Raw genomic sequence first — 15,663 nt, 5'->3', positions numbered from 1 at the left:
TTTTACTCCGAGCCGCGCAATCGGTGGATGTGTCCCACCAGCCCGGCGGTCGAAGCATCCCGCTTTGCGGCATTCTCCTTGCCTTCCACGACAGGCAGCAGCCCCGTGGCCAGCTCCTTGCCGAGTTCGACGCCCCATTGGTCGAAGGAATTGATGTTGAAGAGCGTGCCTTCGACAAAGACGCGGTGCTCATAGAGTGCGATCAGCCGCCCGAACGTATGCGGGTCGAGCTTCCTGTAGAGGATGGTCACCGAGGGACGGTCGCCGGAGAAGACGCGGTGCGGGGCGATCCTGTCGATATCGGCTGAATTCATGCCTTTCGCCAGCATCTGAGCGCGGGCTTCCTCCAGCGTGCGGCCCTTCATGAAGGCTTCCGACTGTGCCAGGCAGTTGGCAAGCAAAAGGTCGTGGTGATGTTTGAGGTCGGGCTCGTGGCCGACGGCGGCGGCTAGGAATTCGACCGGGATGAAGTCGGTGCCCTGGTGCAGGAGTTGGAAGAAGGCGTGCTGGCCGTTGGTGCCGGGCTCACCCCAAACCAGCGGGCCGGTCGGCGTCTTGACGGTGCCGCCGTCGAGGGTGACGCTCTTGCCGTTCGATTCCATGTCGAGTTGCTGCAGATAGGCCGGCAGCCGTGACAGGCGCTGGTCGTAGGGGATGACGGCGCGGGCGGGGTATTTGCAAATGACGCGGTGCCACCAGCCGATCAGACCCATCAGCGCCGGCAGGTTCGTTGCCAGCGGCGCGGTGCGGAAGTGCTCGTCCATCTCATGTGCGCCATCGAGAAAGGCGCGAAAATTCTTCGGCCCGATGGCGATCATCACCGGCAGGCCGATCGCTCCCCATAAGGAGTAACGGCCGCCGACCCAGTCCCAGAAGCCGAAGACGCGGTCCGGCGCGATGCCGAATTTCGCCACCAGGTCGAGCGCCGTCGAGACGGCGGCGAAATGCTTGCCGACGGCTTGCTTGCCGAGCGCCTTCTCAACCCATTTACGCGCCGTCTCGGCATTGGTCATCGTCTCGACGGTGGTGAAGGTCTTCGAGGCGACGATGAACAACGTGGTTTCGGCGGAAAGGCCTTTCAGCGTGTCGTGGACATGGGCGCCGTCGATATTGGAGACGTAATGCGCGCGCGGCCCGTCGTGATAGGGCGCCAACGCCAGCGTCGCCATGGCCGGGCCGAGGTCGGAGCCGCCGATGCCGATGTTGACGATGTCGGTGATCTTCTTGCCGGTGGCGCCGGCCGCCTTGCCGGAGCGCACGGCTTCGGCGAAGGCGCCCATCGCGTCGAGCACGGCGACAACTTCCGCCCTCACGTCCTGGCCGTCGAGCACGACGCCCTTGCCGGTCAGGTTGCGCAGCGCCGTATGCAGCACGGCACGGCCTTCGGTTACGTTGATCTTCTTGCCCTCGAACATCGCGGCGCGGCGGCCGTCGAGATCGGCGGCACCGGCCAGTTTCTCGAGCAGGTCCATCGTCTGCGCATCGACCGCACATTTCGACCAGTCAAGCAGCAGGTCGCCGTCGGTGGCGGAGAATTTCTCGAAGCGCTGCGGATCGGCAGCGAAAGCCTCGCGCATGGTGCCCGATCTGGCCGCGCGATGATCGCGCAACGCGGCGAGCTGTTTTTGAAAGGACGCTTGATCCACTGCCTCACTCCGAGCCTTTTGAGATGCATCATATCAGACCGGATGTTTCCGGCGCGTGTCGTCGCGGCAAACTATCGGGTTGAATTCGGTTCGTTTCAATGCGCAGCGATGACGCACTGCGTCACGCCGCGATGCCGCAGTGCAGCATCCAAGACGGCAAAGGATCACTGGCATAAATCCCAGCGATCAGAAAAATTGATTGGCGCAACACCTTGTGCCACCAGTACATTCCACTGGTCCAGCCAAGAAAAAGGCTGGCCATCGAGGAACATCTCCCATGCCACAGCGAAACGACACGGCCATATGGTCCGGCCTGTTCCGGATTTCGGCGGAATCCGGCCAGACCCTCCAGGCTCAGATCCGTCAAGCGATCGTCGCCGCCATCCTCGACCGGCAGATTGCCGCTTCGATGCCGCTTCCGTCCTGCCGAATCCTGGCCGAGAAACTCGGCGTTGCCCGCGGTACCGTGGTGCTGGCTTTCCAGCAACTCGTCGACCAGGGTTTCCTGGTAGCGCGCGAACGGCGTGGCCACTTCGTCAATCCAGATGTGTTGGCGACGCCGGCAAAGCCGCACCAGAAGGCACCCGACCAGGCCAACGAGATCGACTGGAAGGCGCGCCGGCAGATCGCCGCCAGCGACATGCCGCCGCCGGCCAAGCACGACAACTGGATCAAGTCGTCCTACCCGTTCGTCTACGGCCAGTTCGACCCGGCGCTGTTCCCAACCGCTGAATGGCGCGAGTGCAATCGCATGGCGCTTGCCGTGCTCGAAATACGCAACTGGGCGTCCGACATGGTCGACCGCGACGACCCGCTGCTGATCGAGCAGATCCAGGCACGGCTGTTGCCGCGGCGTGGCATCTTCGCCAACCCGGACGAGATCATCGTGACGCTGGGCGCCCAGAACGCGCTCTATATGCTGGCCACGCTGCTGATGACCAAGGGCTCCAAGGTGGCGATGGAGGATCCCGGCTATCCCGACGCACGCTCGATCTTCCGCCTGGCGGGTGCCGACATCCAGCCGGTCCCGGTCGACCAGTCCGGCATCGTAACCTCTTCGATTCCCAACGATTCCGGCTTCGTCTTTGTGACACCGAGCCATCATTGCCCGACCATGGTGCCGCTGTCGGCGGAGCGTCGGCAGGACCTTTTGGCACGGGCCAACCGCTACAACCAGATCATCATCGAGGACGGCTATGACAGCCAGCTTCTGGATGAAGCGCCGCAGCAGGCGCTGAAGAGCCTCGACCGTTCCGGCCGCGTCGTCTATGTCGGCTCGATGTCGAAGACGCTGGCTCCCGGCCTGCGGCTTGGCTACATCGTCGCCTCCGCCGGGCTGATCGCCGAGCTTCGCGCACTGCGCCGCTTCATGCTGCGGCACCCGCCGGCAAACAACCAGCGTGCGGTCGCGCTGTTCCTGTCGCTCGGTCATCACGAGGCGCTGGTGCGGCGGCTGTCGAGCGCCTTCGACGAACGGCGCAAGCGTCTGGTCCAAGCGATTTCCGCTTTTCTGCCGGAATGGCGTTCGACCGATTCGGCCGGCGGCACGTCGCTCTGGCTCGAGGGGCCGCGCGGTACCGATTCGCGCGGCCTGGCCGAGGCCGCCGCGTCGCGCAGCGTCATCATCGAGCCTGGCGACCGCTTCTTCGACCGCACCGAAAAGCCGTCGCGTTTCATGCGCTTGGGCATTTCCTCGATCGCGCTCCAGCACATCGAGCCCGGCATTCGCGAACTGGCGACAGCGGCTGGACGCAGGCCGGCGGCAGCTTGATCCTCTCCCCAGACCGGGGCTTGGCGCATGATCCTTTCCGAAAATCGGAATCGATTTTCGGAAAGGATCATGCGCCAAATCAAAGTGCTACAGCGTTCTTTGCGCGTCGAAGAGGACGCGCGGCGCTGTAGCGCGCCTCCGGTTTCCTTTAGCGCCCTGGCATATGCGACGGCACCCGCTGGCTCATAGGCTGTGCCAATGCCGGCGGCATAGTCGAGGCACAAGGGGACGAAGCAGACCGATGGTGGACCAACCGCCGCGCCCCGCTTCGCAGCTAAAGGTGGAGTGCCTCCATGTCAGTGGCTCTTGAAAAGCAGGATTCGTCCGCAGAGCAACGTTCGCGGCGTTCCGGCGGGCGCGAGGCGCGCCGCGCCATGCGGGCAGCGCCGCTTGCCGACGACATCAAGCCGGTGCGCGCCGGCCTCGAAGGCGGCAGCTACGGACCACTCAGCGAAAACGATCGCGAGCGCATCCACGAGGCCGTGCTGACCCTTCTGGAGACGGTCGGCTTTGCCAATGCCATTCCCTCTTGCATCGAGGCGCTGACCAAGGCCGGCGCAACCCATGGCGACGACGGCCGCATCCGTTTCCCCCGCGCCCTCGTCCTCGATACGATCAAGAAGGCGGCACGGCATTTCACGCTGCACGGCCAGGATCCGAAGCACGACATGGTGATCCAGGGCAAGCGCGTGCATTACGGCACTGCGGGTGCCGCAGTGCATCTGGTCGACGTCGAGAAGCGCGAATACCGCGAGTCGCTGCTGCAGGACATCTATGACGCCGCCCGCCTCGTCGAGGGGCTCGACAACATCCATTTCTTCCAGCGCACGATGGTGCCGCGCGACATCCCCGATCCGCTCGATATGGATTTCAACACGCTCTACGCCTGCGTGATGGGAACGTCCAAGCATGTCGGCACGTCGTTCACGGTGCGTGAGAACGTCAAGCCGGCGCTCGAAATGCTCTATGCCATTGCCGGCGGCGAGGAAAACTTCCGCGCCCGGCCGTTCGTGTCGAACTCGAACTGCTTCGTGGTGCCGCCGATGAAGTTTGCCGAGGACGCCTGCGGCGTGCTCGAAGCCTGCGTCGATGGCGGCATTCCGATCCTGTTGCTGTCGGCCGGTCAGGCGGGCGCGACGGCGCCGGCGGCGATCGCAGGAGCCGTGGTGCAGGCGGTGGCCGAGGTGCTGGTAGGCCTCGTTTATGTCAACGCCATCAAACCCGGCCATCCGGCGATCTTCGGCACCTGGCCGTTCGTCTCCGATCTCAGGACCGGGGCCATGTCGGGCGGTTCGGCCGAGCAGGCGGTGCTGACCGCGGCCTGCGCGCAGATGGCGCAATTCTATGACCTGCCCGGCGGTTCGGCCGCCGGCATGACGGATTCGAAGCTGCCGGACATCCAGTCCGGCTACGAAAAGGGCATCACCAATGTGATGGCCGGTCTTTCCGGCCTGAACCTCGTCTACGAATCGGCCGGCATGCATGCCTCGCTGCTCGGCTTCTGCCTGGAAAGCCTGATCATCGACAATGACATGCTCGGCCACTGCTTGCGTTGCGTGCGCGGCATCGAGGTGACCGACGAAGCGCTATCGATCGACACCATCGCCGACGTCTGCCTGAAGGGGCCGGGCCACTATCTCGGCAACGAGCAGACGCTCAGGCTGATGCAGACCGAATATTTCTATCCGGCCGTCGGCGACCGCTTTTCGCCGAAAGAGTGGAACGAGAAAGGCAGGCCCGACATATTGCAGCGGGCGATCGCCGAGAAGAAGCGCATCCTCGCCGAGCGCTTCCCGCGTCATGTGCCGAGGCCGGTCGACGACAAATTGCGAGCCCGCTTCGGCGACATGATCAAGCTGCCGCGCAGCGGCATGGGCGGCTAGGCCGCTTCCCGTCAGTCAGCGCTCAGCCCGTAGCGCTCGACGACCTCGGCGCTGATCAGCCTGGCATGCAGCGCCATCAGCACGATCTGCGCATCGAAGCTGTCGCCGGCCTCGAGTGCCGCCTCGATCCGGCGCTCTGCGCCCAGCCTAAGCTCAAGCCCATTGGCCAGTTCGAACGCTTCCGGCCCGGCGATGCAATAGCCGAACAGCTGCGCCAAGGATGGATAGGCTTGTGGCGGCGGCTCGTCGGGCCAGTGATCCTTCATCAGATTGACGATGGTGAGTTTTACGCCCTCCGGCACGAGGGCGGGGTGAAGGTCGACGCCGCGCATTGCGGCGTCGAGCTCCCTGAGATCGCCTGAGCGGCCGAACATTCCAAGGAATCCCAGGGAAGAACGCCGTCTCGTCATGATGGTCATCCGTTTCCCATCAATATGGCACCGCGCGCCCTATTACGCACAAGAGGCGGATTGCCTGGAGACTGGGCGGCTATCTGGTGAAAGCTGTAATACGAGTCTGGCTTCGCCGATCACCGGTGGGAACCAGAGCAATTTCTGCGAGGCAAAGACGATGAAAAAGACCTATCACGGCAGCTGCCATTGCGGCGCAGTGCATTTCGAGGCCGATCTCGACCTCGCCGACGGCATCCGCAAATGCAATTGCAGCTTCTGCTGGAAGCTCGGCTACCGCAAATCCTTCACAGCCTACGAGGCACTGCGGGTGACGGATGGCCGCGACCGGATGCGGGAATACAAGGCGAGCCCGTCCGACTGGCCGGAAGGCGACATCAACCACTATATGTGCCCGAACTGCGGCGCAAATTTCTTCTCCCGCGGCTACCTCGACTTCATGGGCGGGAATTTCTGGGCGGTGAATGTCGCCTGCCTCGACGATGCCACCGAAGAGGAACTCGCCGCAGCACCAATCGTCTACGAGGACGGCAAGCGCAACAGACAGGACCAAGCGCCGGAGATCACTGGATATTTATAGGCCGCGGTTCAGGCAAGCCGGCGGTTTTGATCGAGATCAAGCCGCCAGCTTGCCCATTTGCGAAAGCACCCGCGATCTGGCGTTCAGTGATTGTCCCGCGGTACGCCGCTGGTGTGCGCCACGTCCTGGTATTTTACCGCCGGCTTCAGCACCATGCCCGCGGAAAACTGGTCGACCATGCCGCGCTGGATCTCCTGCCACGGCGTCTGATGCTTGGGGTAGTGATAGCCGCCATTGTTCTGCAATTCGGCGCGCCGCCGCGTGATCTCGTCATCGGTGACGAGGATGTCGGCGGTGCCCTTGCGCAGGTCGATGCGGACGCGGTCGCCGGTTTTCAACAGCGCCAACCCGCCACCGATGGCGGCTTCGGGCGAGGCATTGAGGATCGAGGGTGAGCCCGACGTGCCAGACTGGCGGCCGTCTCCGATACAGGGCAGCGCATGGATGCCCTTCTTGATGAGATAGGCTGGCGGCTGCATGTTGACGACCTCGGCGCCGCCCGGATAGCCGATCGGGCCGGCGCCGCGCATGAACAGGATGGTGTGTTCGTCGATGCCCTGCGCCGGATCGTCGATGCGGGCATGGTAGTCCTCGGGTCCGTCGAAGACGATTGCCTTGCCCTCGAAGGCCTCTGGGTCCTTCGGATTTGAGAGATAGCGCTCGCGGAATTCGGGCGATATGCCGCTGGTCTTCATGATCGCCGAATCAAACAGGTTGCCCTTGAGGTTGATGAAGCCGGCATTGGTCTTCAGCGGTTCGGCGGCCGTGCGGATGACGTCGGTACTCTCGTTGGCGACCCCCTTGCAATTGTCGCCAATCGTCTTGCCATTGACGGTGATGGCATCGGGATGCGGCAACAGGCCGCCCTTCATCAGTTCGGCGACCACTGCCGGCACGCCGCCGGCATGATGGTAGTCCTCGCCTAGATATTCGCCCGACGGCTGCAGGTTGACGAGCAGCGGTATCTTGTGGCCGACGTTCTGCCAGTCGTCATTGTCGAGCGGCACGCCGAGATGGCGGGCGATGGCGTTAAGATGGATCGGCGCATTGGTGGAGCCGCCAATGGCCGAGTTGACCACGATGGCATTCTCGAAGGCCTTGCGGGTCATGATGTCGGACGGCTTCAGATCCTCGTGCACCATGTCGACAATGCGTTTTCCCGTCTCGTAGGCGATCTGGCCGCGCTCGCGATAGGGCGCCGGAATGGCGGCCGAACCCGGCAGTTGCATGCCGAGCGCCTCGGCCAGCGAGTTCATGGTGGTGGCGGTGCCCATGGTGTTGCAATAGCCGGTCGACGGCGCCGAAGAGGCGACGATATCCATGAACTCGTCATAGTCGATCTCGCCGGCCGACAGGCGCTGGCGCGATTCCCAGACGATGGTGCCGGAGCCGGTGCGCTTGCCCTTGTGCCAGCCGTTGAGCATCGGGCCGACCGACAGCGCAATAGCCGGAATGTTGACGGTGGCCGCGGCCATCAGCAGGGCAGGCGTCGTCTTGTCGCAGCCAATGGTGAGCACGACGCCGTCGAGCGGATAGCCGTAAAGCACCTCGACTAGGCTGAGATAGGCAAGGTTGCGGTCAAGTGCGGCGGTCGGCCGCTTGCCGGTTTCCTGGATCGGGTGGCAGGGGAACTCGAACGGAATGCCGCCCATCGAGACGATACCCTCGCGCACGCGCTTGGCCAGTTCGAGATGGTGCCGATTGCAGGGCGAGAGATCCGAGCCAGTCTGGGCAATGCCGATCAGCGGCTTGCCGGACATCAGTTCGGCGCGCGTCAGCCCGTAGTTCAGGTATCGCTCCAGATAGAGTGCCGTCATGCCGGGATTGTCGGGGTTGTCGAACCACTCCTGCGAGCGAAATTTCTTCTTTGTTGTGGGTGCGCCGGCCATCATGGTCTCCGTATTTGTATGACAAATCGATATGACAACGCGCGGGAGCAAGCAAGGGGGACGTGAGATCCAAACCCGGACTTTGGTGCGATGGACATGTACCTGGCTGTACGCTACGGCTTCGGGCCTGTCATGTCCGGGAGATTTTGATGGCTTTGGTGATCGAAGGCGAGGAGCGCATCGCCGCATCCCTGCAAAAAGTTTGGGAAGCGCTGAACGACCCGGACGTTCTGAGAAAAACCATTCCCGGCTGCCTGAGCCTGGAGAAAAAGTCGGACACCGAAATGGCGGCGACCGTGGTGGTGAAGATCGGACCGATCAAGGCGACGTTCAACGGCGGGGTGACGCTGAAGAACCTCAACCCGCCGCATTCCTACACGATCCAGGGCGAGGGCAAGGGCGGCATCGCCGGCTTCGCCAAGGGCGGCGCCGACGTGACGCTGACCGCCGACGGACCGGAGACGACGATCCTCAAATACGCGGCCAAGGCCGATGTCGGCGGCAAGATCGCCCAGCTTGGCAGCCGGCTGATCGAATCGACCTCGAAAAAACTTGCCGGGCAGTTCTTTTCGAGCTTCGGCGCGACGGTGGGTGGCTAAGCATTCCCCCTCGAGGGAAGGGTAGCTCGCAGGTCGGGTGGGATCCTCAGTGACGCGCTCCGTCTTGTCCTGTCAAAGGTCGAGGTTACCCTCCCGCCTCGCTTCGCTCGGCACCCTCCCCTCAAGGGGAGGGGATCCGCATCACTCGAATACGATCGACGGCACCGCGGCTTCGGCCGTGCCGCGTTCTTCGTTGACCCTGTCCCAGACCTTCGAGGCGATGTCGCGGTAGATCTTTGCCTCGGCGCCGCCTGGCTTCGAGGCGACCACCGGGGTACCGGCATCCGAGCTTTCGCGGATACCCATTTCGAGCGGCACCTCGCCGAGGAAGGTGACGCCGAGACGCTCGGCCTCGCGGCGCGCGCCGCCGTGGCCGAAGATGTCGTAGCGCTTGCCGGTGTCGGGGGCGAGGAAGTAACTCATATTCTCGACTATTCCCAACAGCGGCACATCGACCTTTTTGAACATGTTGAGCCCTTTGCGGGCGTCGATCAGGGCAAGGTCCTGCGGCGTCGAAACGATGATGGCGCCGGCCAGCGGCACCTGCTGGGCCATGGTGAGCTGGGCGTCGCCGGTGCCGGGCGGCATGTCGACGACGAGCACGTCGAGCGGACCCCATTCGACCTCGCGCAGCATCTGCGTCAGCGCCGACATCACCATCGGCCCGCGCCAGATCATCGGCGTCTCCTCGTCGACGAGGAAGCCCATCGACATGACCTTCAAGCCATAATTCTCCATGGGCTTCAGGACCTTGCCGTCGACGGTCTGCGGACGGCCATGGATGTTGAGCAGCCGCGGCATGGACGGGCCATAGATGTCAGCGTCGAGCACGCCGACCTTGAGGCCGTTGGCGGCAAGGCCAAGCGCGATGTTGACGGCGGTGGTCGACTTGCCGACACCGCCCTTGCCGGAGGCGACGGCGATGATCGCCTCGATGCCGGGCACGCCGCGCTTGCCGTGACTGTGCGAGGCGGGCGCCTGAGGCGTTGGCCGCGCTGGTGCAGCCGGCGGTGCGGGCCTGGGAGCGGGTCTTTGCGGGACCGGAGCCTCCATGCCGCCGCCCTTCTTCTCCGCCGTCAGTGCAACGACGGCGCTGGCAACCCCGGGGATCGCCTTGACGACACGCTCGGCAGCGGCGCGCAGCGGCTCCATCTCCTGGGCGCGGGCAGCGGGAACTGTGATCGAGAAGAAGACCTTGGAATCGGCAATGAAAATTTCGGAGACCATGCCGAGGTCGACGATATTGCCGGTGAAGTCCGGTCCGTTGACCGTCTTCAGGCGCTCGATGACGATTTCCTTGGTCACGGACATGAGTTTTTTCCTCTGCTTTTCGCTCCACATAGTGCAATTCCCGAACAGAACCAAGCGGCGGAACGACACGTATCGCGGCATGCCTTCAAAGCCTGCACTCGCCTGCGGGTATTGCAGGAGTCAAAACGTCTCGAGTGAAGGCGCACTCCGATCAGACAAGGTGCGGTCGCCACACGACGACGCAGCGCTATTTCCTACACAGCGTTTGGGACGTGCCCGCCAGCAAGGAGGAGACCATCATGCTCGGAAACAGCAATGCAACAGCCAACCTCGCGGTCAAGGATCTGGTCAAGGCCAAGGCCTTCTACGAAGGGACACTCGGCCTCAATGAAGTGCACAATGAGGGCGGCGAGTTGATCGTCTACAAAAGTGGCGACACCAGCATCAATGTGTACCAGTCGAAGTTCGCCGGAACCAACAAGGCGACGGCGCTGACCTGGATGGTCGGCGAGGAGATCGATGATGTCGTCAGGGCGCTGAAATTGAAGGGCGTCGCTTTCGAGCACTACGACATGCCCGGCCTGACGCTGGAGGGCGATATCCATGTCGGTAACGGCATGAAGGTCGCATGGTTCAAGGACCCGGACGGCAACATCCTGAACCTTGTGGACCGGTAGATCTAGGCGTTCGCGCACTGCTGCCGCGCCATGCCAACGTGCTCACATCACCTTGCCAGGCCGACCGCCAGGTAGGTGAGAGCCGAAATCGCGGCCGTGGCCGGCAAGGTGACGATCCACGCAATGACGATGTTGCCGGCAATACCCCAGCGGACAGCCGAGACGCGGCGCGCAGCGCCGACGCCGACGATGGCGCCGGTGATCGTGTGCGTGGTCGACACGGGAATACCGAGCCAGGTGGCGGCAAACAGCGTGATTGCGCCGCCGGTCTCGGCGCAGGAACCCTGCATCGGATTGAGTCGGGTGATCTTCGAGCCCATCGTGTGGACAATGCGCCAGCCGCCGAATAACGTGCCCAGCGCCAGCGCCGATTGGCAGGTGATGACGACCCATAGCGGCACGTAGAATTTTTCTCCAAGCATGCCTTGCGAATAGAGCAGCACGGCAATGATGCCCATGGTTTTCTGCGCGTCGTTGCCGCCGTGCCCGAGCGAATAGAGCGAGGCAGAAAAGAACTGCATGACGCGGAACGTGCTGTCCACGGCGAACGGGGTCTGCCGCACGAACAGCCAGGAGACAACAAGGATCAAGACGAGCGCCAGAAGAAACCCGGCTGTCGGCGACAACACGATCGCCGCCGTGGTCTTGCCCAGCCCAGCCCAAACGATGGCGCCGCTGCCTGCCTTTGCAACGCCGGCGCCGACCAGGCCGCCGATCAGCGCATGCGAGCTGCTGGAAGGGATTCCGACCAGCCAGGTGACAATGTTCCACAAAATGGCGCCGACGAGCGCAGCGAAGATCACCGCCGGTGTGACGATGCTGGCATCGATGATGCCGGTCCCCAGCGTCTCCGCGACATGAAGACCGAAGAACAGGAAGGCGATGAAGTTGAAGAAGGCCGCCCAGAACACTGCAAAGTGCGGCCTCAGCACGCGGGTGGAGACGATGGTGGCGATAGAGTTGGCGGCATCGTGCAAGCCGTTTAGAAAATCGAAGAACAGCGCGACAGCGACAAGGCCGACCAGCAGGGGAAAGGCAATAGCGGCTTCCATCAGCTAAACGTTCTCGATGACGATGCCGCTGATCTCGTTGGCGACGTCCTCGAAACGGTCGACCACCTTTTCCAACTCACCGTAGATTTCGCTGCCGATCAGGTAGGCCATCGGGTCGCTGCGGCCATGCCGCTTGAACAGATCCTTCAGGCCCTGCTCGTGCAGATCGTCGGCCCGACCTTCCGCGCGCATCACCTCTTCGGCGATGGCGTTGAGGCGCACCGTATGCGCCCCGACCTTGCTCAGCAGTGGAATGGCCTCGGCGACCAGCTTGGCCGCATCGACGATGACGCCACCCATTTCCTGCATCAGCGGGTCGAATTCCTTCTTCTCGAACAGCTTTACCGTCTTGACGGTCTTGTGCATCATGTCGATGGCATCATCCATCGACTGGATCAGGTCCTTGATGTCGCCGCGATCGAAGGGCGTGATGAAGGAGCGCCGCACGGCGTGGAGGACTTCGGCGGTGATGTGATCGGCCTCGTCCTCAAGATCGACGATCTTCTGGCACCAGCGATCGATATCCTTGCCCTGAAGAAGCTGCTGCAGCGCCTCGGCGCCGCCGACCACGGTGCGGGAGTGCTGTTCGAACAGGTCGAAGAAGCGATCTTCGCGCGGCAGCAGCCTACGGAACCAGCCCAGCATGTTCGATCTCCGTCGCGCCCGGTCCACGACCCGTTCCATTCACATAGCGCCGCATTCCGCCGCGGGAAACTGGTAAGCCGGCTGAAAGATGTGGATGCCGGCCTTTGCGCATTGAGCTTGCGGTGAAGCACATTTTCCCCGACCTTGCGCGGAACGATCGGGCAGAAAGTCCATAACCGGCTCCAAGTGGCATGATCGACAAACTGGAATTCTTCATCGCGCTGGCCAGGGAAGAGCATTTCGGCCGGGCGGCGGAAGTGTGCGGCGTCACCCAACCGACGCTTTCGGCCGGCATCAAGCAACTGGAAGGCCAGCTCGGCGTGATGCTGGTTCTGCGCGGCTCGCGCTTCCAGGGGCTGACGCCGGAGGGCAAGCAGGTGCTGGTGTGGGCGCGCCGCATCGTCGGCGACACCCGCACCATGCGCGAGGAGATGCGGGCGGCGCGCCACGGCCTTTCCGGACGCATCCGCATCGCCGCGATCCCGACGGCGCTCGCCATGGTGGCGCGGCTGACGACGCCATTTCGCGCCAAACATCCCGGTGTCACTTTCTCGGTGCTATCGCGCACCTCGATCGAGGTGCTGTCGCTGCTCGGCAATTTCGACATCGACGCCGGCATCACCTACCTCGACAACGAGCCGCTGGGGCGGGTGACCAGCGTGCCGCTCTATGACGAGCGCTATCAACTGATCACCGCTGTCGGAAATCCCTACTCCGACCGCGACAAAGTGACATGGGCCGAGATCAGCCAGCTGCCGCTCTGCCTGTTGACGCCGGACATGCAGAACCGCCGTCTCATCGACCAGCACCTGGCCGAGGCCGGCGTGCAGGTGCGGCCGACGCTCGAATCCAATTCGATGATCGTGCTGTTTTCCCATATCCGCACCGGTAAATGGTCATCGATCATGCCGCTCAACCTCTCGGAAACATTCGGCTTTTCCGAGCCGATCCGGGCCATTCCGATCGTCGAGCCGGATGCCAGTCATACCGTCGGGCTGGTGGCCGCGCCGCGTGAGCCTCATACGCCACTGGTCTCGGCGCTGTTGGACGAGGCGATGGCGCTGGCGGACGATTTCCACGCGCGCCGCTAGGCTAGATATGGCTGCTGGACGCAATTGATAGAGAATTTCTATCGAGCAACGGCACAGCTTTATTGATCTAGCGGGTTTCCTCTGATTTCCTAAGTACTTAGCGGAAGATCGCCATGACCAGGGAGGGCGCTGCATGACAATGCAGCCTGCAAGTACCGAGATCGCATCGCGCACGGCAGCGATCGTCCAGGAGCTGAAAGGCCTCGAAGGCCCGCTGCTGCCGATCCTGCACAGCATCCAGGAGGAGTTCGGTCATGTGCCGCAGGACGCGCTGCCGGTGATCGCCGAGGCGCTCAACATCTCCAGGGCCGAGGTGCATGGCGTCGTCACTTTCTACCATGACTATCGGCGTCATCCCGCCGGGCGGCATGTGCTTAAGCTCTGCCAGGCGGAAGCCTGCCAGTCGATGGGTTCGGACGCGATCGCGGCCAAGCTCAAACAATTGCTGGGCATCGGCTTCCACGAGACGACCCGCGACGGTTCGGTGACGCTGGAACCGGTCTATTGCCTCGGCCTTTGCGCCTGCTCGCCGTCGGCGATGCTGGACGGCGAGGTGATCGGCCGGCTCGATGACGAAAAGCTCAACGAGATCGTCGCCGAGGTGCGCTCATGATCCCGCGCATCTATATTCCCGGCGATTCCGGCGCGCTGGCGCTTGGCGCCGAAAAAGTCGCCAAGGCGATTGCGAAGGAACTCGCCGACCGCGGCGTCGAGGCCAAGATCGTGCGCAACGGCTCGCGTGGCGCCTATTTCCTCGAGCCGATGGTCGAAGTGGCGACCGCCAATGGCCGCGTCGCCTACGGGCCGGTGAAGCCTTCGGACGTCAAGAGCCTGTTCGACAGCGGTTTCCTCACCGGCGGCCACCACAAGCGCTGGCTGGGCGCGCCTGACAAGATCCCGTTCCTGGCCAGGCAGACGCGTCTGACCTTCGCGCGCTGCGGCGTCACCAATCCGCTGTCGCTCGACCACTACAAAGCGCATGGCGGGCTGAAGGGCCTGCAAAATGCGGTGGCGATGGCGCCCGCCGACATCGTCAGCCAAGTGACCGAGTCCGGCCTGCGCGGACGTGGCGGCGCCGGTTTCCCGACCGGCATCAAATGGAAGACGGTGCTCGATACCACGGCCGACCGCAAATACATCGTCTGCAACGCCGACGAGGGCGATTCGGGCACATTCGCCGACCGCATGATCATGGAAGGCGACCCTTTCGTACTGATCGAAGGAATGGCGATCGCCGGCATCGCGACGGGCGCCACCAAGGGCTTCATCTATATCCGCTCGGAATATCCGCACGCGGTGGCGGCCATGCGGAAGGCCGTCGAAACCGCGCGCCGGAACGGCGTGCTCGGCGTCAGTGTCATGGGCTCTCCCAACACGTTCGACATGGAAGTCCGCGTCGGCGCCGGCGCCTATGTCTGCGGCGAGGAGACCTCCCTGCTCGACAGCCTCGAAGGCAAGCGCGGACAGGTGCGGGCCAAGCCGCCGCTGCCGGCGCACAAGGGCCTGTTCGGCAAACCGACGGTGATCAACAACGTCATCTCGCTGGCTTCGGTGCCTGTCATCATGGACAAGGGTGCCGCCTTCTACAAGGATTTCGGCATGGGCCGTTCGCGCGGCACCATCCCGATCCAGATCGCCGGCAACGTCAAATATCCCGGTCTCTATGAGGCGGCGTTCGGCATGACGCTGGGCGAGATCGTCGACGATATCGGCGGCGGCACGGCGACAGGACGGCCGGTCAAGGCCGTTCAGGTCGGCGGGCCGCTTGGCGCCTATTTCCCTCGCGCTTTGTTCGACACGCCGTTCGACTACGAGTCGTTTGCCGCCAAGGACGGGCTGATCGGCCATGCCGGCATCGTCGTTTTCGACGACACGGCCGACATGCTGAAACAGGCGCGCTTCGCCATGGAATTCTGCAGCATCGAAAGCTGCGGCAAGTGCACGCCCTGCCGCATCGGCTCGACGCGAGGCGTCGAGGTGCTGGACCGGCTGGCCCAGAACATCGAACCCGAGAAGCAGATCGCGCTGGTCACCGACCTTTGCAATACGATGAAGTTCGGCTCGCTTTGCGCCCTGGGCGGCTTCACTCCGTATCCGGTGATGAGTGCACTCAACCATTTCCCCGACGACTTTCGGCCGACGCCGGTCGCCGAAGCAGCGGAATAGGAG

The 15,663-nt window shown here is 63.4% G+C and carries 15 protein-coding genes; 8 read left to right on the top strand and 7 right to left on the bottom strand.

Going from position 1 to position 15,663, the window contains the following annotated elements:
• Positions 1 to 2: 2 nt before the first annotated feature.
• Positions 3 to 1,646 carry a glucose-6-phosphate isomerase gene (gene pgi, locus EN859_RS07050; RefSeq protein ID WP_127852829.1) on the bottom strand — a complete coding sequence of 548 codons (1,644 nt, stop codon included), beginning with the start codon at positions 1,644 to 1,646 and terminating at the stop codon, positions 3 to 5.
• A 121-nt stretch (positions 1,647 to 1,767) separates the two neighbouring features.
• Positions 1,768 to 1,908 carry a hypothetical protein gene (locus EN859_RS38015; RefSeq protein WP_189501752.1) on the bottom strand — a complete coding sequence of 47 codons (141 nt, stop codon included), beginning with the start codon at positions 1,906 to 1,908 and terminating at the stop codon, positions 1,768 to 1,770.
• A gap of 15 nt (positions 1,909 to 1,923) precedes the next feature.
• On the opposite strand from EN859_RS38015, the gene EN859_RS07045 reads away from it, so the two are divergent.
• Complete coding sequence (locus tag EN859_RS07045; RefSeq protein WP_127852830.1) at positions 1,924 to 3,417, top strand: PLP-dependent aminotransferase family protein; 1,494 nt, start codon at positions 1,924 to 1,926, stop codon at positions 3,415 to 3,417.
• Between the two features lie 293 nt (positions 3,418 to 3,710).
• Entirely contained in the window at positions 3,711 to 5,300 is a 1,590-nt protein-coding gene (locus EN859_RS07040) for a trimethylamine methyltransferase family protein (protein WP_127852831.1), read from the top strand.
• An 11-nt stretch (positions 5,301 to 5,311) separates the two neighbouring features.
• On the opposite strand, the gene EN859_RS07035 is transcribed toward EN859_RS07040, so the two are convergent.
• A complete protein-coding gene (locus EN859_RS07035) occupies positions 5,312 to 5,710 on the bottom strand; it encodes a hypothetical protein (RefSeq protein WP_127852832.1) in 399 nt (132 codons plus the stop codon).
• A gap of 160 nt (positions 5,711 to 5,870) precedes the next feature.
• On the opposite strand from EN859_RS07035, the gene EN859_RS07030 reads away from it, so the two are divergent.
• The gene (locus EN859_RS07030) at positions 5,871 to 6,290 is read left to right on the top strand and encodes a GFA family protein (RefSeq protein ID WP_127852833.1); all 420 of its coding nucleotides are present in this window, start codon (positions 5,871 to 5,873) and stop codon (positions 6,288 to 6,290) included.
• A gap of 83 nt (positions 6,291 to 6,373) precedes the next feature.
• On the opposite strand, the gene EN859_RS07025 is transcribed toward EN859_RS07030, so the two are convergent.
• The gene (locus EN859_RS07025) at positions 6,374 to 8,179 is read right to left on the bottom strand and encodes an IlvD/Edd family dehydratase (protein ID WP_127852834.1); all 1,806 of its coding nucleotides are present in this window, start codon (positions 8,177 to 8,179) and stop codon (positions 6,374 to 6,376) included.
• Between the two features lie 149 nt (positions 8,180 to 8,328).
• On the opposite strand from EN859_RS07025, the gene EN859_RS07020 reads away from it, so the two are divergent.
• Positions 8,329 to 8,778, top strand: coding sequence for a carbon monoxide dehydrogenase subunit G (locus EN859_RS07020; protein ID WP_127852835.1), 450 nt, complete (start codon positions 8,329 to 8,331; stop codon positions 8,776 to 8,778).
• A gap of 141 nt (positions 8,779 to 8,919) precedes the next feature.
• Here the strand turns inward: EN859_RS07020 and EN859_RS07015 are convergent, their stop codons facing one another.
• A complete protein-coding gene (locus EN859_RS07015) occupies positions 8,920 to 10,089 on the bottom strand; it encodes an Mrp/NBP35 family ATP-binding protein (RefSeq protein WP_127852836.1) in 1,170 nt (389 codons plus the stop codon).
• Positions 10,090 to 10,328: 239 nt separating this feature from the next.
• On the opposite strand from EN859_RS07015, the gene EN859_RS07010 reads away from it, so the two are divergent.
• A complete protein-coding gene (locus tag EN859_RS07010) occupies positions 10,329 to 10,706 on the top strand; it encodes a VOC family protein (protein ID WP_127852837.1) in 378 nt (125 codons plus the stop codon).
• A 47-nt stretch (positions 10,707 to 10,753) separates the two neighbouring features.
• Here the strand turns inward: EN859_RS07010 and EN859_RS07005 are convergent, their stop codons facing one another.
• Both EN859_RS07005 and EN859_RS07000 read right to left on the bottom strand, forming a co-directional pair.
• Positions 10,754 to 11,758, bottom strand: coding sequence for an inorganic phosphate transporter (locus EN859_RS07005; RefSeq protein ID WP_127852838.1), 1,005 nt, complete (start codon positions 11,756 to 11,758; stop codon positions 10,754 to 10,756).
• A gap of 3 nt (positions 11,759 to 11,761) precedes the next feature.
• Positions 11,762 to 12,403: a DUF47 domain-containing protein gene (locus tag EN859_RS07000; protein ID WP_127852839.1), complete on the bottom strand. Its 642-nt coding sequence runs from the start codon at positions 12,401 to 12,403 to the stop codon at positions 11,762 to 11,764.
• A 191-nt stretch (positions 12,404 to 12,594) separates the two neighbouring features.
• Here EN859_RS07000 and EN859_RS06995 point away from each other — a divergent pair, with 191 nt between their 5' ends.
• The 3 genes from EN859_RS06995 to EN859_RS06985 all read left to right on the top strand — a co-directional run bounded on the left by EN859_RS06995 (position 12,595) and on the right by EN859_RS06985 (position 15,660).
• The gene (locus tag EN859_RS06995; protein WP_127852840.1) at positions 12,595 to 13,494 is read left to right on the top strand and encodes a LysR family transcriptional regulator; all 900 of its coding nucleotides are present in this window, start codon (positions 12,595 to 12,597) and stop codon (positions 13,492 to 13,494) included.
• A 133-nt stretch (positions 13,495 to 13,627) separates the two neighbouring features.
• Entirely contained in the window at positions 13,628 to 14,107 is a 480-nt protein-coding gene (locus tag EN859_RS06990; RefSeq protein WP_127852841.1) for a formate dehydrogenase subunit gamma, read from the top strand.
• Entirely contained in the window at positions 14,104 to 15,660 is a 1,557-nt protein-coding gene (locus EN859_RS06985) for an NADH-quinone oxidoreductase subunit NuoF (protein WP_127852842.1), read from the top strand. The genes EN859_RS06990 and EN859_RS06985 overlap by 4 nt, the downstream gene beginning before the upstream one ends.
• Positions 15,661 to 15,663: the final 3 nt, after the last annotated feature.

This window comes from Mesorhizobium sp. M00.F.Ca.ET.216.01.1.1 (assembly GCF_004010325.2).
GTDB lineage: Bacteria > Pseudomonadota > Alphaproteobacteria > Rhizobiales > Rhizobiaceae > Mesorhizobium.
The sequence above is the reverse complement of the archived record's forward strand: the minus strand, read 5'-3'. Positions and strand labels throughout refer to the sequence as shown.